The organism is Paenibacillus vini, assembly GCF_018403325.1.
Lineage (GTDB): Bacteria > Bacillota > Bacilli > Paenibacillales > Paenibacillaceae > Fontibacillus > Fontibacillus vini.
In genome coordinates, this window is record NZ_BOSL01000021.1 from 51,156 (window position 1) to 77,773 (window position 26,618).

General features: G+C 51.3%; 23 protein-coding genes, 1 rRNA gene and 1 other RNA gene. 22 read left to right on the forward strand and 3 right to left on the reverse strand.

Going from position 1 to position 26,618, the window contains the following annotated elements; genetic code table 11:
- Positions 1 to 221: 221 nt before the first annotated feature.
- Positions 222 to 2,279 carry a transglycosylase domain-containing protein gene (locus KJS57_RS23180; RefSeq protein ID WP_213656511.1) on the reverse strand — a complete coding sequence of 686 codons (2,058 nt, stop codon included), beginning with the start codon at positions 2,277 to 2,279 and terminating at the stop codon, positions 222 to 224.
- Positions 2,280 to 2,679: 400 nt separating this feature from the next.
- Between KJS57_RS23180 and KJS57_RS23185 the strand changes: the two genes are divergently transcribed.
- From KJS57_RS23185 to argS, 6 genes are all read left to right on the forward strand, one after another.
- Positions 2,680 to 3,720, forward strand: coding sequence for an NAD(P)/FAD-dependent oxidoreductase (locus KJS57_RS23185; RefSeq protein ID WP_213656521.1), 1,041 nt, complete (start codon positions 2,680 to 2,682; stop codon positions 3,718 to 3,720).
- A 184-nt stretch (positions 3,721 to 3,904) separates the two neighbouring features.
- Positions 3,905 to 4,732 carry a polyamine aminopropyltransferase gene (gene speE, locus KJS57_RS23190; RefSeq protein WP_211024709.1) on the forward strand — a complete coding sequence of 276 codons (828 nt, stop codon included), beginning with the start codon at positions 3,905 to 3,907 and terminating at the stop codon, positions 4,730 to 4,732.
- A gap of 15 nt (positions 4,733 to 4,747) precedes the next feature.
- Positions 4,748 to 5,617 (forward strand): agmatinase, encoded by an 870-nt coding sequence (gene speB, locus KJS57_RS23195; RefSeq protein ID WP_213656512.1) that lies wholly within the window; start codon positions 4,748 to 4,750, stop codon positions 5,615 to 5,617.
- Positions 5,618 to 5,771: 154 nt separating this feature from the next.
- Positions 5,772 to 6,953, forward strand: coding sequence for a beta propeller repeat protein (locus tag KJS57_RS23200; RefSeq protein WP_213656513.1), 1,182 nt, complete (start codon positions 5,772 to 5,774; stop codon positions 6,951 to 6,953).
- Positions 6,954 to 7,132: 179 nt separating this feature from the next.
- Positions 7,133 to 7,552 carry a YwiB family protein gene (locus KJS57_RS23205; protein WP_211024716.1) on the forward strand — a complete coding sequence of 140 codons (420 nt, stop codon included), beginning with the start codon at positions 7,133 to 7,135 and terminating at the stop codon, positions 7,550 to 7,552.
- A 3-nt stretch (positions 7,553 to 7,555) separates the two neighbouring features.
- Positions 7,556 to 9,235, forward strand: coding sequence for an arginine--tRNA ligase (gene argS, locus KJS57_RS23210; protein WP_213656514.1), 1,680 nt, complete (start codon positions 7,556 to 7,558; stop codon positions 9,233 to 9,235).
- A gap of 55 nt (positions 9,236 to 9,290) precedes the next feature.
- Here the strand turns inward: argS and KJS57_RS23215 are convergent, their stop codons facing one another.
- A complete protein-coding gene (locus KJS57_RS23215; protein ID WP_211024720.1) occupies positions 9,291 to 10,457 on the reverse strand; it encodes a S8 family peptidase in 1,167 nt (388 codons plus the stop codon).
- Positions 10,458 to 10,891: 434 nt separating this feature from the next.
- Between KJS57_RS23215 and rpoE the strand changes: the two genes are divergently transcribed.
- From rpoE to rpmE, 8 genes are all read left to right on the forward strand, one after another.
- Positions 10,892 to 11,452, forward strand: coding sequence for a DNA-directed RNA polymerase subunit delta (rpoE, locus tag KJS57_RS23220; protein ID WP_213656515.1), 561 nt, complete (start codon positions 10,892 to 10,894; stop codon positions 11,450 to 11,452).
- A 252-nt stretch (positions 11,453 to 11,704) separates the two neighbouring features.
- Complete coding sequence (gene pyrG / locus KJS57_RS23225; RefSeq protein WP_211024724.1) at positions 11,705 to 13,306, forward strand: CTP synthase; 1,602 nt, start codon at positions 11,705 to 11,707, stop codon at positions 13,304 to 13,306.
- 162 nt (positions 13,307 to 13,468) lie between these two features.
- On the forward strand, positions 13,469 to 13,846 hold the full coding sequence (locus KJS57_RS23230) for a response regulator (protein ID WP_280520402.1): 378 nt from the start codon (positions 13,469 to 13,471) through the stop codon (positions 13,844 to 13,846).
- Positions 13,847 to 14,167: 321 nt separating this feature from the next.
- Complete coding sequence (gene fba / locus KJS57_RS23235) at positions 14,168 to 15,022, forward strand: class II fructose-1,6-bisphosphate aldolase (RefSeq protein WP_211024728.1); 855 nt, start codon at positions 14,168 to 14,170, stop codon at positions 15,020 to 15,022.
- Positions 15,023 to 15,198: 176 nt separating this feature from the next.
- Positions 15,199 to 16,452, forward strand: a complete 1,254-nt coding sequence (murA, locus tag KJS57_RS23240; protein WP_211024730.1) for a UDP-N-acetylglucosamine 1-carboxyvinyltransferase — start codon at positions 15,199 to 15,201, stop codon at positions 16,450 to 16,452.
- Between the two features lie 142 nt (positions 16,453 to 16,594).
- Positions 16,595 to 17,950 carry a transcription termination factor Rho gene (rho, locus tag KJS57_RS23245; protein WP_213656516.1) on the forward strand — a complete coding sequence of 452 codons (1,356 nt, stop codon included), beginning with the start codon at positions 16,595 to 16,597 and terminating at the stop codon, positions 17,948 to 17,950.
- Positions 17,951 to 17,979: 29 nt separating this feature from the next.
- A complete protein-coding gene (locus KJS57_RS23250; protein WP_211024735.1) occupies positions 17,980 to 19,248 on the forward strand; it encodes a radical SAM family protein in 1,269 nt (422 codons plus the stop codon).
- Between the two features lie 128 nt (positions 19,249 to 19,376).
- Positions 19,377 to 19,574, forward strand: a complete 198-nt coding sequence (gene rpmE, locus KJS57_RS23255; protein ID WP_211024737.1) for a 50S ribosomal protein L31 — start codon at positions 19,377 to 19,379, stop codon at positions 19,572 to 19,574.
- 71 nt (positions 19,575 to 19,645) lie between these two features.
- On the opposite strand, the gene KJS57_RS23260 is transcribed toward rpmE, so the two are convergent.
- Positions 19,646 to 20,923 (reverse strand): stalk domain-containing protein, encoded by a 1,278-nt coding sequence (locus tag KJS57_RS23260; protein WP_211024739.1) that lies wholly within the window; start codon positions 20,921 to 20,923, stop codon positions 19,646 to 19,648.
- A 128-nt stretch (positions 20,924 to 21,051) separates the two neighbouring features.
- Here KJS57_RS23260 and KJS57_RS23265 point away from each other — a divergent pair, with 128 nt between their 5' ends.
- The 8 genes from KJS57_RS23265 to KJS57_RS23300 all read left to right on the forward strand — a co-directional run.
- Positions 21,052 to 22,218 carry a hypothetical protein gene (locus tag KJS57_RS23265; protein ID WP_213656517.1) on the forward strand — a complete coding sequence of 389 codons (1,167 nt, stop codon included), beginning with the start codon at positions 21,052 to 21,054 and terminating at the stop codon, positions 22,216 to 22,218.
- Between the two features lie 76 nt (positions 22,219 to 22,294).
- Positions 22,295 to 22,562, forward strand: an RNA gene (gene ffs, locus KJS57_RS23270) — signal recognition particle sRNA large type.
- A 221-nt stretch (positions 22,563 to 22,783) separates the two neighbouring features.
- On the forward strand, positions 22,784 to 24,550 hold the full coding sequence (gene dnaX / locus KJS57_RS23275) for a DNA polymerase III subunit gamma/tau (RefSeq protein ID WP_213656518.1): 1,767 nt from the start codon (positions 22,784 to 22,786) through the stop codon (positions 24,548 to 24,550).
- Between the two features lie 69 nt (positions 24,551 to 24,619).
- Positions 24,620 to 24,931 carry a YbaB/EbfC family nucleoid-associated protein gene (locus KJS57_RS23280; RefSeq protein WP_211024743.1) on the forward strand — a complete coding sequence of 104 codons (312 nt, stop codon included), beginning with the start codon at positions 24,620 to 24,622 and terminating at the stop codon, positions 24,929 to 24,931.
- Positions 24,932 to 24,957: 26 nt separating this feature from the next.
- Positions 24,958 to 25,557: a recombination mediator RecR gene (recR, locus tag KJS57_RS23285; RefSeq protein ID WP_211024745.1), complete on the forward strand. Its 600-nt coding sequence runs from the start codon at positions 24,958 to 24,960 to the stop codon at positions 25,555 to 25,557.
- 143 nt (positions 25,558 to 25,700) lie between these two features.
- Positions 25,701 to 25,979, forward strand: coding sequence for a DUF2508 family protein (locus tag KJS57_RS23290; RefSeq protein ID WP_244861683.1), 279 nt, complete (start codon positions 25,701 to 25,703; stop codon positions 25,977 to 25,979).
- A 27-nt stretch (positions 25,980 to 26,006) separates the two neighbouring features.
- Positions 26,007 to 26,270: a pro-sigmaK processing inhibitor BofA family protein gene (locus tag KJS57_RS23295; RefSeq protein WP_211024747.1), complete on the forward strand. Its 264-nt coding sequence runs from the start codon at positions 26,007 to 26,009 to the stop codon at positions 26,268 to 26,270.
- Positions 26,271 to 26,528: 258 nt separating this feature from the next.
- Positions 26,529 to 26,618, forward strand: a 16S ribosomal RNA gene (locus tag KJS57_RS23300); the annotation flags it as partial.

A 26,618-nucleotide genomic window follows, 5' to 3' on the forward strand; every position in this document is an offset into this window, starting at 1 on the left:
ACGAACTCCAGCGGCGCTATTAGGTGGATTTAGCAAAAGAATTCTGCTAAATCCGCGAATTAAGGCTACTGGGGTTCGTTAGAATCTCAAGCCGCTGTAATTTGGCCAAATAAGGTTCGCTGAGTTCGTTAGAAACTGCACCGCACGCGATCCCGGCGTGCGGTGCTCGGTCATTCATACGGTAACGGTCAACCCCGTTTCATGATAAGCCCCTTACTTTATCACTCCATCCACCAACGCTTCAGATCGCTCCACCAGGAATGGCTCTCCGGCTTCTCTTCTACCGGCAGCGGCTCGGCCGGCTGTTCGCCGTGTGCCGTACAGAACTCGGTCGGTTCCGTGCCCTGCACGAACACCTCCAGCTTCTTGTCCGGGCAATCGGCCGTGGCCAGCTTGCCGGTGGCGGAGTCGATGTACACGCTCACCACGCCGCTTGGCATCGGAAAAATTTTCGGCGGCACCTTTTCCAGTGCTTTCTCCATAAAATTGGCGAAAATCGGTGCCGCTTTACGCGACTCGGCCGTGCCAAGCGTCTTGCCCTTGTCGTAACCGACCCAAACGGCCGTCGACAGCTCCGGCGTAAACCCGACCAGCCACGCATCCGTGCTGGTCGTTCCGGTCTTGCCGGCCACCGGCCGTTTGATCTCGGCCGATACCCGGTTGCCGGTGCCGCCGATTTCGAACACGCTCTCCATGAGCTGTGTCAGCACATAGGCGGCGGCCGGCTCGATCACTTGCTCCTGCTCCTTCGCTTGCGGAGCTTTATAGAGCGTATGCCCTTCCTCGTCCGTAATTTTAAGCACGGCGATGGGCGTGACCTTTTGCCCTTGATTGCTGATCACGGAAAATACGGTAGCCATTTCGAAAGGACTGACCGGAGAAGTTCCCAGCGCCAAAGAAGGGACGGCCTCCATGGGGCTCGTGATTCCCATTTTTTTGCCCAGCTCGATGACCTGGTCCGCTCCCACTGTCAGAATCGTGTTCACCGCATAAATATTGTCCGACGCCGCAATCGCCTTGCGCATATCGATTTCGCCAAGGTATTTGTCCCCATAGTTTTTGGGACTGTAGGTTTTGCGGTTATCGTCATAGTGGAACAGCGTAGGCTGGCTGTTGAATGTGCTGACGGGCGTCATTTTTTTCGAGGCCAGGGCTGTAAGATACATGATCGGCTTGAAGCTGGAGCCAGGCTGCCGGGTTGTTGCGAATACGTGGTTATACTGGCTCGTTCCGTAATTCACTCCGCCCACAAGAGCTTTGACATACCCGTTCCTTGGATCAATGGAGACGAGAGCCGCCTCCAGATCCGGACTGTTTTGTAGCTCCGAGGCAACAGCCGCCTCCGCCGCCCGCTGGGCATCCATATCCAGCGTCGTGTAGATGCGAAGTCCGCCATGCTCCAGCAGACTCTCTTCAAAACCCAGATCATGCACCACAATATTCCGGATATAGTCCCGGAAATAAGGAGCCGCGTCGGTACGGGTCCGCTGTTGCGGAGAGTTGAAGGACAGCAAACGATTATAAGCTTCATCGGCCTGCTTCTGAGTAATCGACCCCGTCTGGACCATGGCCGACAGGACGATTTTTTGACGGTCCTTGGCGTTCTTCATATGGTTGTAGGGAGAATAATAGGTGGGACCTTTCGGAATGCCGGCCAGGATGGCACTCTCAGCTAAGCCCAGCTCCTTTGCCGGTTTGCCGAAATACATTTGCGAGGCTGCCTCAATACCATACGCTCCCCGTCCGTAGTAAATTTCATTAAGATACATATTCAAAATTTCATCTTTGCTATATTTCATTTCCAACTGTGTCGTGAGTTTGGCCTCTTTAAGCTTGCGCGACCACGTGCGTTCGTGCGAAAGATAGAGATTCCGCGCCAACTGTTGACTCAGGGTGCTGGCCCCTTGTACCTTATCCATCTCCTTCAAATTGACGAACATCGCTCTTAACATTCCTTTGATATCGAAGCCGAAGTGATCGTAAAATTTCCGGTCCTCCACCGCCAAAGTCGCTTTGATCAGCCAAGGGGATATTTCATTTAACCCCACAGGCTGCCGGTTGCGCTCGCTGCTGGAAAATACAGTAACGGCCTGCCCTTTAAGATCAATAAGCTGCGAATTTTTAGCCGAATCCGCCGGAGGAAGACCAGATTGCGATAAATACAACAGGGTAAAACCAAAAAGCGCCGCACCAAACAGGCTTGTGTACAACGTATATTTCAACAGCCTCAGAAGACGGCTGCGCCGCGGTTTGCGCTGGCTGCGGACAAGTTTATGCATAAGGGTCCTCCTCGTTTTAATCCTGGCTTGGATGAATAAAGGAAAATGCCGGATATGTCGTAAAAACTCGCAGCATGCTTAACGCTGGATAATTCTAGTATGGGACAGATTATTAAGGTTATTCATGAAGGGTAGCAGGACGATAGGGCGATATTTAGTTGACGATGATAATCATTATCAATTAGAATGTTAATTAATTACTATATGGCGTTTTTTAGGAGGGGTAGGTCGCCGAGCAGGGAATCGCCGAGGAAGGGACTCATTATGAGCTTATGGAAGCCGGAGGAGCCAACAGCCGCCTGCACCGTGCCCAATTCGGGATGGCCGAGCTAGTCTCCTGATGACAGGAGAAGCAGCGATGGACGTAACTAGGAGCAAATTTGCACTGGAGGAATATAAGATGTCGAGACCTTTGGATTTATATGACGTGACTATCATTGGGGGAGGACCCGCGGGAATGTATTCCGCTTTTTACAGCGGGATGCGGGACCTCAAGACGAAGCTGATCGATGCGAACCCGGAGCTGGGCGGACGCATGCTGATCTATCCCGAGAAAATGATCTGGGACGTAGGCGGCGTAACGCCGACACTTTGCGGGACGCTGATCAAGCAATTGGTACAGCAAGCAAAAACCTTCGATCCGACGATCGTGCTGGGCGAGCAGGTGAGCCGGCTTCAGAAGCAGGAGGACGGCACGTTTATCCTGACTACGGAATCGGGCCAGCGGCATTGGACGCGCACGGTGATCATGGCGATCGGATACGGGATCCGGAAAATGGCCAAGCTCGAAATTGAAGGAGCCGACCGATATGAAGTGACGAATCTTCATTATACGGTGCAGGAGCTGGAGGTTTTCCGCGGGAAGAAGGTGCTCATTTCCGGCGGAGGAGATTCAGCGGTGGATTGGGCCAACGAGCTGGAGAGCATCGCGGCCCGGGTCACGATCGTTCACCGCCGAGAGGAGTTCGGCGGACATGAACGGAACGTAGCCCGGATGCGGTCTTCCTCCGTGGATGTGCGGACTTCTTGCCTCGTCGATAAACTGCACAGTCAGGACGGCGAAACGATCGGGCAAGTCACGATCTCTCACGTCGACGGGAACTTCGAGGACACGATCGATGTGGATGCCGTTATCGTCAATCACGGAATGCGCAGCGACTTCGGCCCGATTCGGGAATGGGGGCTGAACATGGGCGAGTGGACGGCGGAGGTCTCGGGGACAATGGCGACCAACATTCCGGGAGTGTTTGCGGCCGGCGATTTCGTCGACTATGAGACCAAGGTCCGGCTGATCGCCGGGTCCTTTACGGATGCGGCCTTAGCCGTGAACAGCGCCAAGCTGTACATGGAGCCGGATGCCGATAAGGTAGCCTACGTTTCCTCCCACAACAGCCGATTTAAAGAGAAGAATCGCGCTTTGGGCGTGGTGGAGGATGCATAATTGGGTATAGAAACGGTGAAGCTTCCGATAATAGGGAGCCAGCCGTTTTTTATTGCGTAAATTAGCGGGAACATTTGGCGGCAAATCACTCGCACAGCGAACACCAACTGTGTTATTATCAATTTTGTTTGGTATGGGTGAACGATGATTCAAACACTATTCTGGCGGAAAGAAGGGTTGTACGATGGAATTGTGGTATACGGAGAAGCAAACACCCGTCTTCGGCATCACAGCAAAGATTCGTGAGACATTAGTGACGGAGAAGACGGATTTTCAAGACCTGGCGATGATCGATACCGAAGAATTCGGGCGGATGCTCGTGCTCGACGGTATGGTGATGACGACGGTTAAGGACGAGTTTGTTTATCATGAGATGGTGGCCCATCCGGCGCTGTTTACCCATCCGAATCCTAAGCACGTGCTTGTCGTAGGCGGCGGCGATGGCGGGGTGATCCGCGAAGTGATCAAGCATCCCCAGGTGGAAAAGGCCGTTCTCGTTGAAATTGACGGAAAAGTAATCGAATATTCGAAAAAATACTTACCGGAAATCGCCGGCGAACTGGACAACCCCCGGGTTGAGGTTCAGGTGAACGACGGATATATGCATATTATCGAAAGTAAGAACAAATACGACGTGATCATGGTCGACTCGACCGAACCGGTGGGCCCGGCGGCTCCGCTGTTTGAACGCGGATTCTACCAGGGCATCCACGAAGCGTTGAAGGAAGACGGCATTTTCGTTGCGCAAACGGACAATCCTTGGTTCAAGGCCGACCTGATTCAAAAGGTCAACAAGGACGTCAAAGAAATCTTCCCGATCGTCCGCGTATATGGTGCCAACATCCCTACTTACCCTAGCGGTTTGTGGACGTTCACCATGGGCAGCAAAAAGTATGATCCGCTCGAGGTCGACGAGACGAAGATCCCGGATCTCGATACGAAATACTATACGCCACGTTTGCATAAAGCAGCCTTCGTGCTGCCGAAATTCGTGGAAGATCTTGTGAAATAGAGGGAGAGAAAAAGAATGAAACTGGATCAAGCTTATTCAGGCAACGTATTTATTTGTAGTTCCGAGGACTATGCGTCCTCCAAAGCGGTAATCTACGGGATGCCGATGGATTTCACGGTCAGCTACCGTCCGGGTTCCCGGTTCGGTCCGGCCCGTATTCGTCAAGCCTCGGTAGGACTGGAAGAATACAGCCCTTATCTGGACAAGAGCATTCTGGATGCCACTTATTTTGATGCAGGCGATCTCCTGCTGCCGTTCGGCAACGCCGGGCGCAGCCTGGAAGTGATCGGCGAGTATGTCCGCGGTTTGCTGGCCGACGATAAATTCCCGATCGGTCTCGGCGGCGAGCATCTTGTTACTTGGCCGGTTATTCAGGCGATGTATGAGAAGTATCCGGATCTGGCTCTGATCCATATCGACGCGCACGCCGACTTGCGCGAACATTACGAGGGCGAGCCGCTGTCCCACTCGACGCCGGTACGTAAAGCGGCCGAATTGATGGGCGGCAAGAACATCTACCAATTCGGCATCCGTTCGGGCTCCAAAGAAGAGTTCCTATACGGACGCGAAAATATCAACTTCCATCCGTTCGATGTGGCTGCTCCGCTGAAGAGCGCGCTGCCGAAGCTCGGACACCGTCCGGTCTACGTGACGATCGACATCGACGTGCTCGACCCGTCCTGCGCTCCCGGCACAGGAACGGCGGAAGCCGGCGGCATTACCTCGAAGGAATTGCTTGAGGCCGTGCATCTGATCGCGGGCTCCGACGTGAACGTTGTCGGCTGCGATCTCGTGGAGGTCGCTCCGATCTATGATCCGACCGAGCAAACGCAAATCGTGGCGGCGAAGCTGATCCGCGAAATGCTGCTTGGATTTGTGAAGTAATTGAAGCTTCGGAACGATTTCGAAGTATAAGCATGAGCACCTCCTCCCGTAAACCTAATTAGCGGGGGGCGGTGTTTTTTCATCTTCACCGGAGCACGGGTTGTCCCATTTTTCGCCGAAACGGGTAATAGTAAGGTAACGGAGGTGTCGAAGTATGAACAAACAACAAGTCCGGTTTTGGCTTCTTCCAGTGCTATGCGTTGGCTTGATCCTGGGCCTAGGGACTACCCCAGGTTTATCGCCGACAAAAGCGACTGCAGCAGAGGAAGGGAAGTGCGGGCAGGGTGATCACGGATTGCTGCAAAACCTGAAGCGGCAAAGAGCGGGTGCCGATCAGGACCCCCTTAGGTTCAGCGACATTGATTTTTTGAATACATCGACAGGACGTGTAGCCGGGAACGGTTTTTTAATCGGGACGTCGGACAGCGGCTGCCATTGGCAGGAGATTTATACGGGGCAGTGGCAGTTTGAGCAGATCGATTTTCCGGACAATGTGAAGGGCTGGGCTTTGGCCCGGGCGGGGAAATCACAGAGTTTCAACTTGATACGTACCAAAGACGGGGGCTCGAAGTGGGCTAACGTTTATACTGCAGGGCAATCCTTGCAACGAATCGATGTTCATAATGCCGAGACTGTAGTCGGGTATACAAGGAACGCGGTCTATGTGACCAAAAATGGCGGAAACGCTTGGGCCCGGATTCCGACGCCCGCCAATACACGGGCTGCGCTGTTTCCTGCAGATGGAGGCCTTAAGCGGGGATGGGCCATGACGGTGAAGCCCGGCGGAGGAATCCAACTGATGAAGACCGTGGATGGCGGACGCCATTGGCGTGAGTCGCTAGTCGTCTCGGGAGGCATCGGCGGTGAAATTTATAGCAGCGGAGAACAGGTAGGGGCGCTTGTGCGCGGGGAATCCGGCATGTCGCAGGTTTCCTATTCCCTTTATGCCAGCGCGGATAACGGGAAGAACTGGGCCCGCGTCATCGCGCAAAGCACCGCCGGCGGCGGACCGGCACCCGGTTCGGGGAAAGCCGTAGCGGAGCGGGGACCGGCAAATCCCGGCGGACATCCCGGGAATCTGGTCATCGCGGACGGCGCTGTCTACCTGGCTGGGGGTTCTCCGGCAGCGGGCAAGGTCGGATTGGGACGCTCTTTTAACGGAGGCAAAACCTGGAGCAACGTCCCGGCAACGCTTGCCGGATTTGACGCGAAAATTGCTTTTCCGGCAAAGAAGACTGGCTGGCTCGCCGTCACCAATCCGGATGACGCGGCGATCTATCTTACCAAAGACGGCGGGGTTAGCTGGAATATCAAGTTTGATTTAAACGGCAAGTAACGTGAAACATTCATATATAGGATGTATTAAGCAAAGCGTACGGAGAGAGCCCGGTTCCTGACCGGGTTTCTTTATTCTTCTCACTGGAACGAAACCTCACCCGTATTGAATTGAAACATTGAACTGGATATAGTAGTACAATAGGAAACAATGTAATATATAGATTGGGGATTTGGGACATGCCGGATCAGAGCAGAGCCAAAATAGTGATCACTAGCCGCCAGAACGGAGAAGAAACTCTCCAGGAAGTGACGGGAGAGGTTTTTGTCCGGGGGGATACGGCCTACATTAAATATGAAGAACCCGAGCAGGGACCGACCGGGGGAACGACGCGAACGATGGTCAAAATCTCCGGTGGCGAGCTGAAAATCATGCGTCACGGCGAAGTGGAGTCGGAGCAGACGTTTCAGGTCGGGCGCAAGCTGCCCGGGTTTTACCGTTCTCCGTTTACGAAGTTCAATCTGTCCACGCACACGCGAACGCTGGAGACACGGCTTAACGGAGCCTTTGGCCATATCGCTTGGGAATACGATTTATTTGTGCATGAAGAATTGTCGGGACATTTCGCCATTAGTTTACATATACGGGAGGAAGTTTAAATCATGAGTCAAAATCCATTGGAACAAATCAACCAGGCCCTGAAGGATGCCGTCATTGAAGCGATTGTCGGCGCCGGGCTGGCGCTGCGCGAAGAAATACCGGCTATCGTACTGGAAGTGCCTAAAGACAAGGCGCACGGCGACTTCGCTACGAACGCGGCGATGCAGTTGTCCCGAATCGCGAAGAAAAACCCGCGCCAAATCGCGGAAGAAATCCTCAGTCATCTGGATAACGCCAAAGCCGGCATCGAGAAAGCCGAAATCGCGGGACCGGGCTTTATCAACTTTACGCTCGGCAAAAGCTATCTCTACCCGGTAGTGGAGCAGGTGTACGCGCAGGGAGAGAATTACGGCCGCATTGGTGTTGGTAACGGGCAGAAGGTCGAAGTCGAATTCGTCAGCGCCAACCCGACGGGCAGCCTGCACTTAGGACATGCCCGCGGCGCCGCTGTCGGTGATGCGCTTTGCAACGTGCTTGATTTTGCCGGTTATGAAGTTACCCGGGAGTACTATATTAATGATGCGGGCAATCAGGTGGCCAACCTGAGTAAATCGATCGAGGCCCGTTACTTGCAAGAGCTGGGCCAGGATGCGGAGATGCCGGAGGACGGCTACCACGGCGAGGATATTAAAGGCTTTGCCAAGGAGCTCGTTGCAGAGAAAGGCGACACGTTGCTGTCGCAGTCTCCGGAAGAACGCGAGGCGTTCCTGCGGAAATACGGGTTGGAGAAGGAATTGGCGAAGATCCAGCGCGATCTCGGCCGTTTCCGCGTCGGTTTTGACATCTGGTTCAGCGAAACTTCGCTGTATGAGGACGGCCAAGTCGAGGCCTCGCTGAAGGAGTTGGGCGATAAGGGCCAGACTTATGAGCAGGAAGGTGCGACCTGGCTGCGGACGACCGAATACGGAGACGACAAGGATCGCGTTCTCGTTAAGAACGATGGAACCTATACGTATTTGACGCCGGATATTGCCTACCACCGGAATAAATACGAACGCGGCTATGACCGGATGATCAACATTTGGGGCGCCGACCATCATGGTTATATTCCCCGCGTGAAGGCGGCCATGCAGGCTCTCGGCAAGGATCCGGAGAAATTGACGGTATTGATCGCCCAGATGGTCAGCCTGTTCCAGGACGGCGAGAAGGTGAAAATGTCGAAACGGACCGGTAAAGCGGTAACGATGGTTGATTTGATGGACGAAGTCGGCGTCGACGCCATCCGCTATTTCTTTACGATGCGCAGCATGGACTCGCATCTTGATTTCGATATGGATCTGGCGATTTCGACATCCAATGAAAATCCGGTGTATTACGTGCAATATGCTCACGCCCGGATTTGCAGCATTTTCCGTCAGGCGGAAGAACAAGGCGTGGCGATTCCTTCGCCGGAGAGTGTGAACCTGCAAAAATTGACGGCGGAACACGAATACGATTTGCTGCGGAAAATGGGCGAACTGCCGGAAGAGATCGGCGTTGCAGCCGAGAACTATGCTCCGCATCGGCTCGTGCGCTATGTGTATGAAATCTCCGCTATGCTCCACAGCTATTACAGAGCGGAACGCGTTATTACGGAAGACGCGGAGCAAACCGCAGCGCGTCTCGTACTGCTGGGTGCCGTTCGCACAGTCATCGCGAACGTGCTGAAGCTGATCGGCGTGTCTGCGCCGGAACGGATGTAGTCATTAACATCACGCGTATGCAGGACCGCGAATTTATTAAAAAACCGTCAGGGAATTAGGACTTCCCTGACGGTTTTTTGCTGGCTACTACCGGTTTGCCGCGCAATAGGCGGGCGGCGTTGACCTCTCCTGCGCCGAGTTTCATCTTGGACGTCGGAGCGTATACGGGGCGGGCCGTACGGCGCAGCCACTTTTTGATCTCCCCCGGAGACAAGCCCGGGCGGTAGGCCAAGAGCAGGGCAATCGAGCCGCTGACGTGTGAAGTCGCCATGGAGGTGCCGTTCATTTCCCGGTAGCCTCCGCCTAGCCAGCAAGATTTGATCTTCTCCCCCGGCGCGTAAATATCGATGCGGGGGCCATGATTGCTGAAGGACGCAATTCGTCCGTCCCTGCCGGTAGCTCCGACCGAAATGGTATGGGCATATCTGGCCGGGTAATCGGCGCTCTTGCTTTTTTTGTCATTGCCCGAGGAGGCGACGACAACAATTCCGGCATTGTAGGCCCGGCGAACGGTGTTCTGCAAGGACTGGCTTTTGCTCTTCATGCCAAAGCTCATATTAATAATGTTCATGCGGTTCTGGACGCACCAGTCAATGCCCAGGATAATATCCGATACATAGGCGGAGCCGTTGTGATCAAACGCCTTTACGGGATAGATCAGGGAACGGGGAGCTACGCCCATCATGCTTTTGGAACCGCCCGAGGCGGCGATGGTCCCGGCGATGTGCGTGCCATGGCCGTTATCATCGAAGGGTAGACTCATCTTGTTCAAGAGATTGACGCCTCTGGCGAGCGAACTCCGGAGATCGGGGTGATTGAAATCGACGCCCGTATCAATGACTCCGATCCGGACCTGATTGCCGGTTGAGACGGACCAGGCGTCCGGCGCTCCGATTTTCCGGACCCCCCAAGGGGTTCCTGTGGAAGGCTCCTTGCTCGGCATCACGGCGGAGTGGACAGCCACCCTGACGTCCTCCTCGATGAGCAGGCCAAACCGTCCCCAGGCTCCCGCGTCTCGAAAGGACAGGGGGCAGAACAGCGCCTGAAGCAAGGAGGAGGTGCGAACCCGCCGTAAAGCCGGGTTTTGGCGTCGCCGCCCTCGCAGCTGTGCTACAAATTCGGCGAATAGCGCCGGATGCGTAAAGCGGATGATATGGCGGCCGCTTTTTCCGGAGGTGTCGATGTGATCATTTAAATACCGCAGGAAGCTGGAGTAGTCCATTAAGGGTATCCCTCCTGACGAAGCGTGTTGAAGTATAGTATGACAACACCCTGCGACAGGAATGGGAAAGGGGCCCTGCTCCTATAAAATGGGCAGCATTTGCGTCCGGAGGATTTTATTAAGTTGGGCCCTCACAGACCGTGTCAAAGCTGGAATCTGGACATAGGATAAGAGGAAGGCCTTTCAGGCTTTCAATATCCTTCGAAAGGGAGCCGGGAGCTCCCGTTTGAAGTGGATACAGTCGGGAGGCGGCGGACGAGAGTCCCCGTCTCTTTTTATTTTTTCGGGGGGATCGGGGCAATGGCGACACGCTTTAGGCACAACTTAAAACTTGCTTTTTAATGGCAAATAAGGTTTACTATTTTGTGATATGGATATGTTAGTTAGGAAATCAGTCTTTATGTGAACATTGCGTGAGAGGAAGTGTCCGTTACGTGAGTACCCCGCTCAATTTGAAAATTGACCCGGAAAAAGTGAATGAGATTCCGATGGTCGACTTGGCCTTTATGATCCTGAAAGCGGCGAATACGCCGTATTATTACCGCGACCTGATGACTGAGGTGGCAAAAGTCCGCGGCATGTCCGAGGAAGAGATTAACAGCGCGATTGCGCAGCTGTATACGGAAATTAATATCGACGGTAGATTTGCTTGCGTAGGTACCAATCTATGGGGCCTTAAACGCTGGTATCCGATCGAACGCGCCGAAGATCCGGTGGGCAACTCCAAACGTCCTCGTATTATTAATGATGACGATGATGATTTGGATGACGATGATTTCGTGGAAGAAGAAGATACGTTTACGGCGGACGACGATGATGATTTCGATGCCGTTGACGAAGATTCTGAAGACGACCTGTTCTCCGAGGATGAGGAAGAGGACGTTGAAGATGTAGAGGACGACTCTATCCTGGACGATGAAGAACTGGATGAGGAAGACGAGGATTCGGAAGAAGCCGAAGAAGAAGATTTTGGCGATGACGAAGACAACGACTAAATAAACCGGCCCGGGATGGAAATTCACCGTTTTGCCTTTAGCCCTTTACTTGACAGAGGGGTGGGTAACGGGTAAACTATTGCATGGGCTTATGATTCAAACCTATAAATACGTTATTCATTCAAAAAGTGCCCCGATCTGTTCGGGTGTCACTTTTTTGTTTTTTTATGCCCATTTCGCTATGTTTTTCCTCGGAATGGGTTACGCTATATTGATCATGGAACCCGTACTAATTTAGGAGGTTTTTGAACTGTGGCAAAATATATTTTCGTGACAGGCGGGGTCGTATCCTCATTGGGAAAAGGGATCACGGCAGCATCGCTCGGCAGACTGCTTAAGAACAGAGGTCTAAAGGTAACGATCCAGAAATTCGACCCATACCTCAACGTGGATCCGGGGACAATGAGCCCTTACCAGCACGGGGAAGTTTTCGTTACCGACGATGGAGCGGAGACGGACCTGGATTTGGGCCACTATGAGCGGTTTATCGACATTAACCTGTCCAAGAACAGCAATGTAACGACCGGTAAAATTTATTCCTCCGTCATCGGCAAAGAACGCCGCGGGGAATATTTGGGTGGAACAGTTCAAGTCATCCCTCACATTACCAATGAAATTAAAGAGCGGGTATTCCGTGCCGGACGTGAAGCGGGTTCCGATGTAGTCATTACGGAAATCGGGGGTACCGTCGGCGATATCGAGAGTCTTCCTTTTCTTGAAGCGATTCGTCAGATCAAGAGCGATATCGGCCGCGAGAATGTGATGTACATTCACGTTACCTTGATTCCTTATATTAAGGCAGCCGGTGAAGTGAAAACTAAACCAACCCAACACAGCGTTAAAGAGCTTCGCAGCATCGGTATTCAGCCGAACGTGATCGTATGCCGGACCGAGCATGAGCTCTCGGACGATATGAAAGCGAAAATCGCGCTCTTCTGCGACATCGATCCTAATGCGGTCGTGGAATGCCGCGATGCCGATACGTTGTACGAAGTGCCTTTGAATCTGCGTGACGAAGGTCTCGATGAGATCGTCGTAAACCATTTGAAGCTGACCACACCGGCGCCGAATATGAGCGAGTGGGAAGGTCTTGTCGAACGGATCAGCAAGCTGGACAAAACCGTGGAAATCGCTATCGTCGGTAAATACGTCGCTTTGCACGATGCTTATTTGAGTGTTGTTGAATCTCTTTCCCATGCCGGGTTTGATGCGAATGCGGATGTGAAAATCCGTTGGGTCAACGCGGAGGAAGTTACGGACGAAAACGTACACGAAAAACTGCAAGGTATCGGCGGGATTCTCGTTCCGGGCGGTTTCGGAGACCGCGGTATCGAGGGCAAAATTTCAACGATCCGTTATGCGCGCGAGCAGAACATTCCGTTCTTCGGTATTTGCCTTGGTATGCAGGTAGCGGTAATTGAATATGCACGTTCCATGGCAAGTCTGGAAGGCGCCAACAGCTCGGAGATCAATCCTTCCACCGAATATCCGGTCATTGATTTGCTTCCGGAGCAAAAAGATATCGAGGATTTGGGCGGCACGATGCGTCTTGGATTGTATCCATGCAAACTTCAGCCAGGCTCCCTCGCTATGCAGTGCTATGATGATGAATTGGTATATGAAAGACACCGTCACCGGTATGAATTCAATAATGCTTATCGTGAAACGATTGAAGCGGCAGGCCTGCGCATTTCCGGTACTTCGCCGGACGGACGCCTCGTAGAAATCGTCGAACTTCCGGGCCACCCTTGGTTCCTGGCCGTTCAGTTCCATCCGGAATTCACTTCCCGTCCGAACCGTCCGCAACCACTGTTCCGGGAATTCGTAAAAGCATCGATCGCTCATTTGTCCTAAACCTAGCCTTGTGATTTCTTCCATAGCCGCCGATATTTTTTATTGTATAAATTCGAACATGTTTTTTGAGTCTCTTTTTTCCAATTTAGAAGGGATTTCCAAAATGAAGGCGAATTATTACAATACATGAATTTCAAGGGTGGACTCGTAGGAGGGTTTTCTGTGGAAGAGAAGAAGGTGTTGATTGTCGATGATCAAAATGGGATACGTATTTTATTGATGGAAGTGTTCAGTAGCGAGGGGTATAAAACTTACCAGGCTGCCAACGGCAAACTGGCCTTGGAAATTGTCCGCAGCGATTCGCCTGATCTGGTGCTGCTCGATATGAAGATTCCGGGCATGGACGGGCTTGAAATCCTCAAGCATATCAAGGAGGTCAACCCGGACATCAAGGTCATTATGATGACGGCGTACGGCGAGTTGGATATGATCAAGGAAGCGACCGAACTCGGAGCATTGATGCACTTCACCAAACCTTTTGACATCGATGAAATGCGCGTAGCGGTGAACATGCAACTGAAAAGCAGTCCCGTTCTTTAGCGCCTTTAAAGGACCCCGTTTCGGGGTTCTTTTTTTTGGACAACCTCTATTATTTCGAGTTCAAAAGTCAGCTTTTCAGGACCAAGAAGGTTGGATAAAGCTAGGGGCTGAGTAGCGCAACGTACATGAGGTACGTGAGCAACGGAAGGCCCGGCTGAATTCAAGATTCGACGTCGATTTCTCTTCATGATCTGCTTCGTCATGGAAAGATGATCTTTTGGACAACCTCTATTAGTAATTTTGTCAAGGTGTGGTATAATAAAAACTGTGTGAATGTCGGCTAAGAAAGATAATCCAACATCCTTAGGAGGATTGAAACCCATGCCATTAGTATCTATGACAGACATGTTGAACAAAGCGCTTGAGGGGAAATACGCAGTAGGTCAATTTAACATCAACAACCTCGAGTGGACGCAAGCGATCCTTGCTGCAGCAGAAGAAGAAAAATCGCCAGTAATCCTCGGCGTATCCGAAGGCGCTGCACGCCATATGAGCGGTTTCTACACCGTTGTTAAAATGGTGGAAGGCTTGTTGCATGATATGAAAATTACCGTTCCTGTAGCTATTCACCTTGACCATGGCTCCAGCTTCGACAAATGTAAAGAAGCGATTGACGCTGGCTTTACTTCCGTTATGATCGACGGTTCCCATCATCCGATTGATGAGAACATCGAAATGACGAAGAAAGTTGTTGAATATGCTCACGCTAAAGGCGTTTCTGTTGAAGCCGAAGTTGGTACGGTTGGCGGACAAGAAGACGACGTAATCGGCGGTATCCAGTATGCCGACCTGCAAGAGTGCGTTCGCATCGTGAAAGAAACTGGTATTGATACTCTGGCCCCTGCACTTGGCTCCGTTCATGGACCTTACCATGGCGAACCAAACCTTGGGTTCAAAGAAATGGAAGAAATCTGCAATGCCGTTAATATTCCGCTCGTGCTTCATGGCGGTACAGGTATTCCGTTGCACGATATTCAAAAATCCATTTCGCTGGGTACTTCCAAAATTAACGTGAATACCGAGAACCAAATCGAATTCACCAAAGCAGTTCGCGAAGTATTGGCTGCAAAACCGGATGCTTATGATCCGCGTAAATATATCGTTCCGGGCCGTGACGCTATCAAAGCAACAGTTATCGGCAAAATCCGTGAATTTGGTTCCAATAACAAAGCGTAATTGTATTGCTGGATAATCCAGTTGAATAGGGTGATTATGGAGAGCACACCGCTTAGACGGTGTCTTTCCATTTTCATACCTAAAAGTTTGTATAAGTCTAATAACGAAGTCTATAGTCATGGAAGAGTCATTTGCCGTTTTACGGCTGCATTATACGTAGGGGGACCCTTGAGCTTATGGAGAAATTAATGATCAGCGGCGGACGGCCGCTGCGCGGCACAGTATCGATCAGCGGTGCAAAGAACAGTGCGATAGCGCTTATTCCTGCCGCAATTTTGGCTGAATCCGAAGTAGTGCTGGATAATTTGCCGCATCTGAGTGATGTCGCGGTTTATTCTGAGATTTTGGAAGAGTTGGGTGCCCGCGTATCATGGGAAGACAGTCAAATGAGAATTGATCCTTCCGATGTAAAATCGATTCCTATGCCGAACGGCCCCGTCAAGAAGCTGCGGGCTTCTTATTATATGATGGGTGCGCTGCTTGGCCGTTTTAAAGAAGCAACGATTGGATTGCCGGGAGGATGCAATTTCGAACCTCGTCCGATCGATCAGCATATTAAAGGTTTTGAAGCTTTAGGAGCTACCGTAACGAATGAACACGGGGCTATTCATTTGCATGCCAAGGAACTGCGCGGAGCCAAGATTTATCTGGATGTAAGCAGCGTAGGCGCAACTATTAACATTATGCTGGCGGCCACTAGAGCCAAAGGCCTTACAATTATCGAAAATGCGGCCAAAGAGCCTGAGATTATAGATGTAGCAACATTATTGAATTCCATGGGCGCAAGCATAAAAGGCGCCGGAACCGAAACGATTCGGATTGAAGGCGTCAACGAGTTGAAGGGCTGTCGTCATTCGATTATCCCGGACCGCATTCAAGCCGGGACTTACATGATTGCCGCCGCGGCAACGCGTGGAGACGTTATTATTGACGGCGTTATTCCAAAGCATTTGGAAGCCTTGACTGCGAAGCTGCTGGAAATGGGCGTTGGCGTGGAAGAACTCGACGAATCGATCCGTGTGATAGGCGCGGCAAAATATGAACATGTAGATGTGAAAGCTCTAGTGTATCCCGGGTTTCCAACGGACATGCAATCACCAATGACCAGTTTGTTGACCCAGGCCGAGGGCGTGAGCGTTCTCAGCGACTTTGTATACAGCAACCGGTTTAAGCATGTACCCGAGCTGGTAAGAATGGGCGCCAAAATCCGTGTCGAGGGGCGTTCGGCCATTATCGAAGGCGGACGGCTTAATGCCGCTAAGGTAAAGGCAGCGGACCTGCGTGCGGGAGCGGCGCTGATGATTGCCGGCCTGACGGTGGATGACGGCGTTACTGAAGTATCCGGCGTAGAATTGATCGACCGCGGATACGATAACCTGGTCACCAATCTTCGTGCACTCGGAGCAGACGTATGGCGTCAGGTGGAATAACTCTTCCTTTTTCGGCATAAGTTGCCTGAGAAAGGGTAATACTATCTTAATGAATTCTAGCAACTACTTCCTCATAGATTCATCCCCGAAATTGATAGGGTATTTTAATTTGAAACGATAAAATTGAATAGGTGGTTTTTACATGGATCTGCAAATTGCCGATTTGGAGGAAATGAAGCTAACCGAGCTGTACAAGCTCGCGAAGCAGCATCAGATTCCTTATTACGGCCAGTTAAAGAAAAAAGAATTAATTTTTGCCATTTTAAGAGCTCAAGCCGAACAAAGCGGATTAATGTTCATGGAGGGCGTTCTGGAGATATTGCCGGAAGGTTACGGCTTCCTGAGACCGATTAACTATTTGCCAAGTACGGAGGATATTTACATCTCCGCCTCGCAAATCCGCAAGTTTGATCTAAGAACCGGTGATTTGGTCTCCGGCAAATGCCGGACCCCTAAGGAAAATGAGCGATATTTCGGCTTGCTGCAGGTCAATGCGGTGAATGGTGAGAACCCTACGGTTGCTGCCGAACGCTTGCATTTTCCGGCGTTGACCCCTCTATATCCGCAGGAAAAGCTCGTGCTTGAAACATCCCCAACTCATTTATCCACCCGCATTATGGATGTACTCGCCCCCGTCGGCCTAGGACAGCGCGGTTTGATCGTAGCGCCGCCAAAGGCAGGGAAAACGCTGCTGCTTAAAGAGATTGCCAATAGCATTTCCACCAATCGCCCCGATATCGAGTTATTCGTATTGTTAATAGACGAACGCCCAGAGGAAGTTACCGATATGCAGCGCTCCGTCAAAGGGGAAGTAATCGCTTCAACGTTTGACGAGCTGCCGGAGAATCATATCAAGGTGGCGGAACTCGTGCTGCAACGTGCGCTGCGTCTAGTTGAGCATAAGAAGGATGTCGTTATTCTGATGGACAGCATTACCCGGCTTGCGCGTGCCTATAACCTGGTTGTTCCGCCATCCGGACGTACGCTCAGCGGGGGGATTGACCCGGCTGCATTCCACCGCCCTAAGCGGTTTTTTGGCTCCGCCCGGAATGTGGAGGAAGGCGGCAGTTTGACAATTTTGGCAACGGCGCTCGTGGATACGGGCTCGCGGATGGACGATATTATATATGAAGAATTCAAAGGGACCGGCAACATGGAGCTTCATTTGGACCGGAAATTGGCGGAACGCCGTATTTTCCCGGCGATCGATATTCGTCGTTCGGGGACGCGTCGCGAGGAAGTCCTGTTGACGAAGGAAGAACTGGATACGATTTGGTCGATCCGCAAAAATATGAACGATTCCTACGATTTCGTGGAAGGATTCCTGAAAAAGCTGCGGGGCAGTAAGACGAACGCTGAATTCCTGGCTTCTTTTGATGCCGCAGGGAATGCCGCTTCCGGTAACGGAAGCTCCAGCACGGGCACCGGAACAGGCACACGCCGCCCGGCGCGGACCGTATCATCGACCTCCGGATCTGGACACGGTTCCAACGCTTAAGGGCCTGGACACATGAAAAGGAGCACACCATGTATTTAGTATATGCAGATGAACAGGGACAAGTATACGATCATCCTTCACTCTATGGGCTTGCCCGAAGTGCGGACATGATCGTTGAAATAATGGAAGACGAGCTTATACCTCTTCCTGAGGGAGCTACGCTCGTTGGTTTGCCATCCACCCGTCCGATCGGAATGGATCCCGATACCGGGGAAATGAAGCCGCTGCCCGGCAACGTACAGGCAGTAGGCGCATTACTGCCTCAGGGATTTACGCGTCTTTGCCTGCCCGGATACGTTAAGACGGACAAGGATTACAAACTCCCGCTATTCGGATATTCGGCGGTCGTCTGGAAGGACGGACAGTTCTACGTAACCGCTCGTCTGTCGGATGATCCCGAGAAGTGGAATCCGCTCAATTGCGATCCGCTCGAACTGAAGAACCAGGTAAAAACCTTGAAGGCACGGTATCCGGACAACCGGCTGTATGATCATTTATCCAATTGCGCGCTCGGTTATGAGTGTCTGACCGCCTCGAATACGTTCTTGAATCGTTGGGAAGGTGCCGTTCCGGTTTCTTATTCCTGTAATGCGGGGTGCTTCGGCTGCATCTCGGAACAGCCGGATGACAGCGGTTTTGTATCGCCGCAGACGCGGATGAATTTCCGCCCGCGCGTAGAAGAGTTGGTAGAGATCATGCTTGAGCATCTGAAGACGCCGGAATCCATCATCAGCTTCGGGCAGGGCTGCGAAGGCGAGCCTTCCACTCAAGCCAAGCTGATCATTGAATCGATCCGCGAGGTACGCCGGCAGACGGATATGGGATATATTAATATCAATACGAATGCCGGACTTAGCGACCACATCCGCGGTATCGTCGATGCGGGGCTTGATCTGATGCGGGTCAGCACGATCAGCGCGCTGGACGATCATTACAATGCTTATTACAAGCCGCGCGGTTATACATTGGCTAACGTGGAAAAATCCTTGAAGTATGCTTCCGAACAAGGCGTTTACACCTCGATTAACTATCTGATCTTCCCCGGGGTAACCGACCGGGAGGAAGAGATTGAGGCGATGGTGGAGTTTGCCCGCCGGACCAAACTTCGGCTGATCCAGCTCCGTAATCTCAATATCGACCCTGAGAGCTATCTAGATCTGATTCCCAAAGCCAAGGGAGATATTCTGGGCATGAAGCAGGCGATTGAGATTTTTCAGGAGGAACTGCCGGATGTTATCATCGGCTCTTATACCCATGTCCCGCCTGCGGAATTGGCGCGGGTCAAGGTGCGTGGATAGTAAGCCTTCTACACGCCAACACCCTGAAATAGACAATTGCGCAGCAACAACACCCGTGCTATAATAAATTTATGTGTCATTATAACTCTGCGCACGCATGAGGCTCAGGGCGGAAAGAGGTGAAAGTCATGAAAGAAGCCATTCAACCCAAATATCACGTGACTACAGTTACTTGCGCTTGCGGAAATACCTTTGAAACAGGTTCCGTTAAACAAGACCTGCGCGTTGAAATTTGCTCCAACTGCCATCCTTTCTTCACAGGGAAACAGAAATTCCTGGATGCTGGTGGACGTGTGGATAAATTCAAGAAAAAATACGGCATCTAATAAAACCGTAGGCAGCCTAACCGCTGCAATAAATGCGAAATCCCCCGCTCTCAGAGCGGGGGATTTTTTTGTTACTGTTTAAATTCTATGCTTTGCTCCAAGCTCTTCCATTCGTCGTCCTTAATAATGCCTAGACGCCAGAGAGCGATGCCTTTCAAGTCATAGCGTTTTGCGAGGCCTGTCAATATGCTGACCGAGTTCGCATTTTCGTTATCCATGTTCAAGCCCAGAATTAGTTTGTCTTTGTCTGTTTCTTTAAGGGCAAGACGAATGGCTTCGTCTACCTTGGAGACGGGTTCCGGTTGTTTTCCGCTTTCTGAGCTATATCCAGTTCCGGTCCGGTAATCGTAGGCCATGATGACGATTTCGTCAGCAAGTTTACCCAGGGTCTTGTAATCATAGCCTTTATAGGACGAATTCAACGGGTGCAGCGCAAGGCCGAGTTTTAAGCCGGCGGCTTTAGCCTGACTAGCCAGTTCTTTGACGAAAACATTGAAGGCGGCTTGAGTATATGTTTTGTCCGTGGTTAGGCCGAGCCCTTCCAAATCGAGCATAATGCCCTCAAACTTGGTTTCTGTGGCAGCCGCCAAAATATCGGCAATCGCCTTCTTACGGAATTCCGAATTCTCAACGATTTTGGTGAGTTCGCCTTTAACATCGCTGGAATAGACCATTAAGTAAGGTGTGGTTCCAGTTGTAGACGCATCGGAGACGAGGCTTTCCGGTGTTACCTCCCCTGCATTTTCAGGCCAGCGAAAAGGCCGAGTAGTGGTGGAGAATACTCCGTTCTCGTCGATCCGGCTCCAGCCAAACGCAACGGCATCAAGATTCTGGACCCGGCTTACTTCCGAATATGACCCGAGTGCATAAAAGCCCAGCACATACATTCTCTCCTGAGGTGAAGTAATGGACACAGTCCGGGTAGTCTGGTCCCATCCCACTGTGGCGCCGAATTGTTGGCTGAAGAAGCTTAAAGGAATTAACGTGTTTCCGCCTACGGAACGGGGAGCAACGGCAAGCGGTACAGGTGTGCCATTCACTGTTGCCTGCTTGCTGCCCAAGGTTAATTGGACGTGGACGGCATCGGAGCCCTCTCCTTTGACCGCTTTGATCGTTTTAGCCGCCTGATTCCAGGTCACTTGAATTCCCAGAGCTTCAGAGATAGAGCGAAATGGAACCAGCGTGGTCCCGCTCACCACCATAGAATCTCCATTAGAAGAAAGGGGGTATCCGTCGAGCAAAATTTGGACCGGGGAAGCGGCCTGAGTCGGAGACGGCTGTAAAAAGGCAATTCCTCCAGTTGCGATGGAGGCGGCCAGGATAGTTTTCATAAGGCGTAGTCGTTTCATAAGATCTCCCTTCATCTAGCAAATTCCAATATATTCTATAAATATATCAAAAAATGATAGAGACTGCATGTTTGGGACCAATGAACCGATATACGCTATAACAGATTAGAGCGAATGGAGGAGAAGTTGTGATTCTTAAGAAATGGACAATTGGGATGATAGCGGCTGCGTTATTATTGGTTATGCCTGTTCAGGCGGCCCAAGCTCAAACTAAACTTTACAAGGAGAAAGTGTTGGAGGTGGATGACCGCGTCTCCAATCATAAGCGGGGCGGGCTTGCTTTTAATGGAAGCTTTTATCTGTATTTCGACCCTTACGGCGAGCTTTATAAATCCGTAGACGGTTTGAAATGGGACTTTCAGGAAGCGTACACGATTATAAAAGGGGTCCAGTATGACGGAACCGGCGGTAATGTGCGGAAACTAATTTTTGACGGAGCCCGTTTTATTGTTCTGTACGATACATATTTTGCAGTTTCCCAGGACGGCGTTCATTGGGAACGGAGTGAAATTCCTTTTCCCAACAACAACAAGAAGGAGTACACTTTTGAGGATGTCATCTACAGCGGAGGAAACTATTATTTCCTGGCACAGGACCGGGATAAGAACGTGGACGGGTTTTATTTTCCGGGACCGAATCATATTCTGATTTCCGGAGACTTGCAATCCTTTAAACCAGCCCAATTCAAAAAGATCGAGAACAGCATTGCGGGTGAACGCCCGCTGGATTCACTGGTCACCAACGGGAAAGTCTTCCTGGCTACCGGAAACACGTCGGCTGTCTCGAAAGACGGTAAAGTGTGGACCGGAGATAAGGCTAACTTTTTGGGTGGTTATAACGGGGTTTGGGACGGCAAACAGTTCTTGTTCGCATATATGAATATGATCTTCTCCACCCAGGACGGGAGTAAAACGACGAATGTCTTTACCTTTAAAGAAGCTCAATGGAGTCCAAAAACAAAGCAGTATTCTGGAGGCCTTCCTCTGCGTTTAGAAGTGATCGGCTACAACGGGAAGGAGTATCTCGCCGGCGGAAGCCATTTTGACTGGATGAGCAAGGGCCGGGCCAACGAAGACACCGTGCTTATTTACTCCAAGGACGGGAAGACGTGGGAGAAGATTTATTTTCCGGGGGGCGGTACTGACTTTGATGCCATTTATCCGACTTCCTTCGGCTTTCTGCTAACAGGAAACAATGTGTGGGCGGTGAGCACAAAGCCGTTCGAGAAAACGCCGGTAGTAAAAGAATTTGATAGCCAGGCGGCGGAGCCCCAAGTGAACGCTGCAAGTAAATAATACAGAGCCGTTTGGCTCCTCAGGCAACTTCTTCCGCGGGTTGCATTTTGGCCGGGCTTGGGCTATACTAATTTCACCGTGCTAGATGGGGAGGTAGCGGTGCCCTGTAACTCGCAATCCGCTGTAGCGAGGTTGAAGTCCTGTTAGAGGTCTTGCCGATGTGAGGTCCGGTCTTTACGGCAGACGTTGACGGACGGGTCCTCCGCAATGAGTAATTGTGAACCTGGTCAGGTCCGGAAGGAAGCAGCCATAAGCAGTCCCACTCTTGTGCCGGAGGGGAGCCTGTCCCGAGTTGCGCCGTAGAGGTGCCGCTTGGATCGCAATGATCAATAACAGGTGCACGGTATTACAATGAATAAGAACGCATCTTTGCTGTCAGGCAAAGGTGCTTTTTTATTTGTCGGTAAGTTGATGGTGATTGGAATTCCCTTACAGTTTGGGAATGGAATCTCCGGAAGCCATTTCTGGCGAGTTGTTTTTGAGATATGAGTTTTTCTGGCCCGGGGAGTATAGTATAATAAGGAAGCGGTACAAACCGCTTATGGATAGAAAGAAGGTGCCGCAGATGGAGCATATCGCACTGTACCGTGCTTGGCGGCCGCAGTCGTTTCAAGACATGGTAGGACAACAGCATATCATCCGCACGCTGCAGAACGCGATCCGCGAAAACAGGCTATCGCATGCTTATCTTTTTAGCGGGCCGCGGGGAACCGGGAAGACTACGGCGGCGAAGCTGTTGGCCAAAGCGGTCAACTGTGAGAAAGGGCCGGCTCCCGAGCCGTGCAACGAATGCGATGCATGCCGCCGGATTACCGCGGGTGCCGTCATGGACGTGCTTGAAATTGACGCCGCTTCCAACCGGGGGGTCGACGAAATCCGCGATCTCCGCGAGAAAGTGAAGTATGCCCCAACGGAAGTGCGGCAGAAAGTGTATATTATCGACGAAGTTCATATGCTGACTACGGAAGCGTTCAATGCGCTGCTTAAAACGTTGGAGGAACCGCCGCCGCATGTTATGTTTATTCTGGCGACGACCGAGCCTCATCGTCTCCCGGCCACGGTCATATCCCGGTGTCAGCGTTTTGATTTCCGTCGCGTATCTTTGGACGAGCAAACTCAACGACTCCGGGTCATTTGTGAGCAGGAGGGAATCGCTGCCGAAGAAGAGGCTATCGACTACATTGCGAGACTGTCCGATGGAGGTATGCGCGACGCGCTCAGCATACTGGATCAAATCTCTTCCTTCTCGGACGGACGGGTATCCTATCAGCAAGTGTTGGATATGACGGGGGGGATTCCTTCCAAACAATTTGCGGCGCTGGCCACGACTATTCTTGAAGACGATATCGGCGGCATGCTGCAGATGATTGAAGGATTCATGCAGGAAGGTAAGAGCGCGGACAAGTGCATGGAGAACCTGCTCTATTATTTCCGGGACCTGCTGATGATCAAAATGGTGCCTGAGGCGGACAAGCTGACCGAACGGGTGCTGGATGCGCAGGACTTCAAGGATACGGCGAGACTATTTTCCCGGTCCCAATTGTTTCGGATTATCGACACGCTGAATCATTACCAAACCGAAATGAAGTATGCGGCTCAACCCCAAACCTTGTTCGAAGTAGCTCTGCTCAAGTTGTGCAGCCTGCCGAAGGAGGACGGTTCGGTACGCGAATCTGTCACACAGAGTCAGGAAAGCCCGGCCCATGCTGCAGGAGCCTCCGCTTCTGAAGTACAGCAGCTTAGAGGACAACTCGCCGAGTTGGAACGTAAGCTGGAACAGGCGCTCCAGGGTGGATTGGGCTCTGCGGGAGCGGACCGGTCGGGTAATTCCGGCGGACGTCCCGCGACTCGAAGTCAGGCACCTAGGATCTCTTCCGCAGCCAAGCTTCCTTCGGGATTGGACCGGTACGTTGCACAGCGGAACAGCCAGGAGTTTATGGCGGTTCAGGGGAAGTGGAACCAGATTTTGCAGGCGGTGAAGGACGCGAAAGTGACCATTCATGCCTGGTTTGTGAACGGGGAACCCGTTTCCGTATCGGAGGATGCGGTGTTGGTTGCTTTTAAGAACGACATTCACCGCGAAACGACTGAAAAACCGGCCAATAAACAGCTGATCGAGCAGGTTATGGAGCGTCAATTGGGGCATCCATGTCGTCTGGTAACGATGATGCTGAAGGATTGGAATGAAGCGATACAAGGGGCCGCCAAATCAACGAGCGAGCCTTTTGAGCTTGAACCGCCTCCCGAGGATACGGGGGGAGGAAGCAAAGAGCCGTGGGTTGATGAAGCCCTTCAGCTGTTTGGCGAAGACCTTGTAGTCATCAAGGAGTAAAACGGCTTTTTGATTTGGTGCTGAACGATTATAATGAATGCAAACACTATTTAAGGAGATGTGGGCCTAGTGAACAATATGAACCAAATGATGAAACAAGTGAAAAAGATGCAGGAACAAATGCTCAAAGCACAGGAAGAGCTGGGCGACAAGAAAATCGAAGGCAGCGCGGGCGGCGGTGTCGTAACGGTTGAAGTTAATGGACATAAAAAAGTGCTGTCTCTGACGATTAAACCGGAAGTCGTTGATCCGGATGATATTGAAATGCTTCAAGATCTGGTGCTTACTGCCGTAAACGACGCGCTTAATAAAGCGGAAGAACTCGCTAATCAAGATATGGGTAAATTTACGGGCGGAATGAAAATTCCAGGCCTGTTCTAATTTTAGACTGAAGGAGAACACTCCCATTGTATTATCCCGAACCGATCGCAAAGCTGATCGACGCGTTTACTCGCTTGCCCGGTATCGGTCCGAAGACGGCCGCAAGGCTGGCGTTTCATGTGCTGCGCATGAAAGAGGATGATGTCATCGATTTTGCCAAGGCTTTGGTCAGCGTGAAACGCAATCTTCATTACTGCTCCGTCTGTTGCAATATTACGGATACGGACCCGTGCCGGATTTGTCAGGACAAAACGCGCGATCCTTCCGTCATCTGTGTAGTGCAGGAGTCCAAGGATTTGGTTGCGATGGAGCGGACGAAAGAGTTCGATGGCTATTATCATGTGCTTCAGGGAGCGATCTCTCCCATGGAAGGTCTTGGTCCGGACGATATCCGGCTGAAGGAACTGTTGAACCGTTTGAGTGATGAACGAGTGAAAGAACTTATTTTGGCCACGAACCCGAATATTGAGGGGGAGGCTACGGCCATGTATATTTCAAGGTTAGTGAAACCGTTCGAGCTTCGAGTGACCCGGATTGCGCATGGCTTGCCTGTCGGCGGCGATCTGGAGTATGCAGATGAAGTGACGCTTTCTAAAGCGTTGGAAGGACGGCGTGAACTGCATTAAATTATGAAGTGATATTGGAAGAACCCTGAATCGCAGGAATGCGGCTCGGGGTTCTTTTTCTCTTTTAATCGCCAACCGAGAGTTCTAAGTTTGTCCTTTCCCCGATACACATTAATAAATCGGATGGAGGGGGCGAGCGACAATTGAAGATATGGGGAGCCCGGCTCGAAAATCGGACGAAGTCATCCCGGCAGTCTGATCAAGAGCAGGAATACAAAGAGTATCTTTATAAAGAGGTTTGCAGAGCTCGTGCGGAGTGGGAAAGGGCCAGCTGGGCTTTTCAAGAGGCGCTTGGAGATGATGAGGTGGATGTGGCGATTTATTTGCTGGAAGCGGCGGAGCGCAGATATCAGATTCAATTGAAGATGGCTAAGCAGGCGAAAGTAGAATGGGATGTCTTTAAGTACGGACCTTATTTTTAATCGTGAAAAGAAAGGTGTGCGTAAGGCGTGAAAATCGTGCTGACAGGAATATTGGTCGTTTCTTTGCTCTTATTACTGTATATTGCTGTCTCAAGGCGGCTTGGCTTCGCATGGCTTACCCGGTTAGGGCTGCATATTGTCCTTGCTGCATTGGGGATCTATGTAGTGAATTTCTCCGGTTTAATGACGGAAGTGTATATTCCGCTTAACCCGGCGACCATAGCTACGGTGCTTGTTTTAGGGCTGCCGGGTGTAGGGCTGTTGCTCGGGTTAAAATTAACCATGATATGACAGTTGACTCCTGTTTGTTTTATATGGTACATTATAAATCGCTTCTTCGATGGACAAGTGCTTACGGATACAACGAAATAAATTAAAATAAAAAAAGCCTTGACTTTGAAAGCAAGCACATGATATATTATAAAGGTCGCTGCTGAGACAAAATGGCGACGAAATAAACGAAGTTGATCTTTGAAAACTGAACAACGAGTGAGTATTAAATAGAGAATTAATTTTCTCGTCAGTTTCAAAATGAGCAAGTCAAACACTTTATTGGAGAGTTTGATCCTGGCTCAGGACGAACGCTGGCGGCGTGCCTAATACATGCAAGTCGAGCGGACTTGATGGAGTGCTTGCACT

Bases quoted from the DNA above. Each gene is read 5' to 3' on its own strand.
- speB (WP_213656512.1), top strand. From the start codon at position 4,748: ATGAAACTGGATCAAGCTTATTCAGGCAACGTATTTATTTGTAGTTCC.
- rpmE (WP_211024737.1), top strand. From the start codon at position 19,377: ATGAAAGAAGCCATTCAACCCAAATATCACGTGACTACAGTTACTTGC.
- KJS57_RS23185 (WP_213656521.1), top strand. From the start codon at position 2,680: ATGTCGAGACCTTTGGATTTATATGACGTGACTATCATTGGGGGAGGA.
- KJS57_RS23260 (WP_211024739.1), bottom strand. From the start codon at position 20,923: ATGAAACGACTACGCCTTATGAAAACTATCCTGGCCGCCTCCATCGCA.
- argS (WP_213656514.1), top strand. From the start codon at position 7,556: ATGAGTCAAAATCCATTGGAACAAATCAACCAGGCCCTGAAGGATGCC.
- dnaX (WP_213656518.1), top strand. From the start codon at position 22,784: ATGGAGCATATCGCACTGTACCGTGCTTGGCGGCCGCAGTCGTTTCAA.
- KJS57_RS23250 (WP_211024735.1), top strand. From the start codon at position 17,980: ATGTATTTAGTATATGCAGATGAACAGGGACAAGTATACGATCATCCT.
- KJS57_RS23205 (WP_211024716.1), top strand. From the start codon at position 7,133: ATGCCGGATCAGAGCAGAGCCAAAATAGTGATCACTAGCCGCCAGAAC.
- fba (WP_211024728.1), top strand. From the start codon at position 14,168: ATGCCATTAGTATCTATGACAGACATGTTGAACAAAGCGCTTGAGGGG.
- rho (WP_213656516.1), top strand. From the start codon at position 16,595: ATGGATCTGCAAATTGCCGATTTGGAGGAAATGAAGCTAACCGAGCTG.
- murA (WP_211024730.1), top strand. From the start codon at position 15,199: ATGGAGAAATTAATGATCAGCGGCGGACGGCCGCTGCGCGGCACAGTA.
- KJS57_RS23200 (WP_213656513.1), top strand. From the start codon at position 5,772: ATGAACAAACAACAAGTCCGGTTTTGGCTTCTTCCAGTGCTATGCGTT.
- KJS57_RS23215 (WP_211024720.1), bottom strand. From the start codon at position 10,457: ATGGACTACTCCAGCTTCCTGCGGTATTTAAATGATCACATCGACACC.
- KJS57_RS23180 (WP_213656511.1), bottom strand. From the start codon at position 2,279: ATGCATAAACTTGTCCGCAGCCAGCGCAAACCGCGGCGCAGCCGTCTT.
- speE (WP_211024709.1), top strand. From the start codon at position 3,905: ATGGAATTGTGGTATACGGAGAAGCAAACACCCGTCTTCGGCATCACA.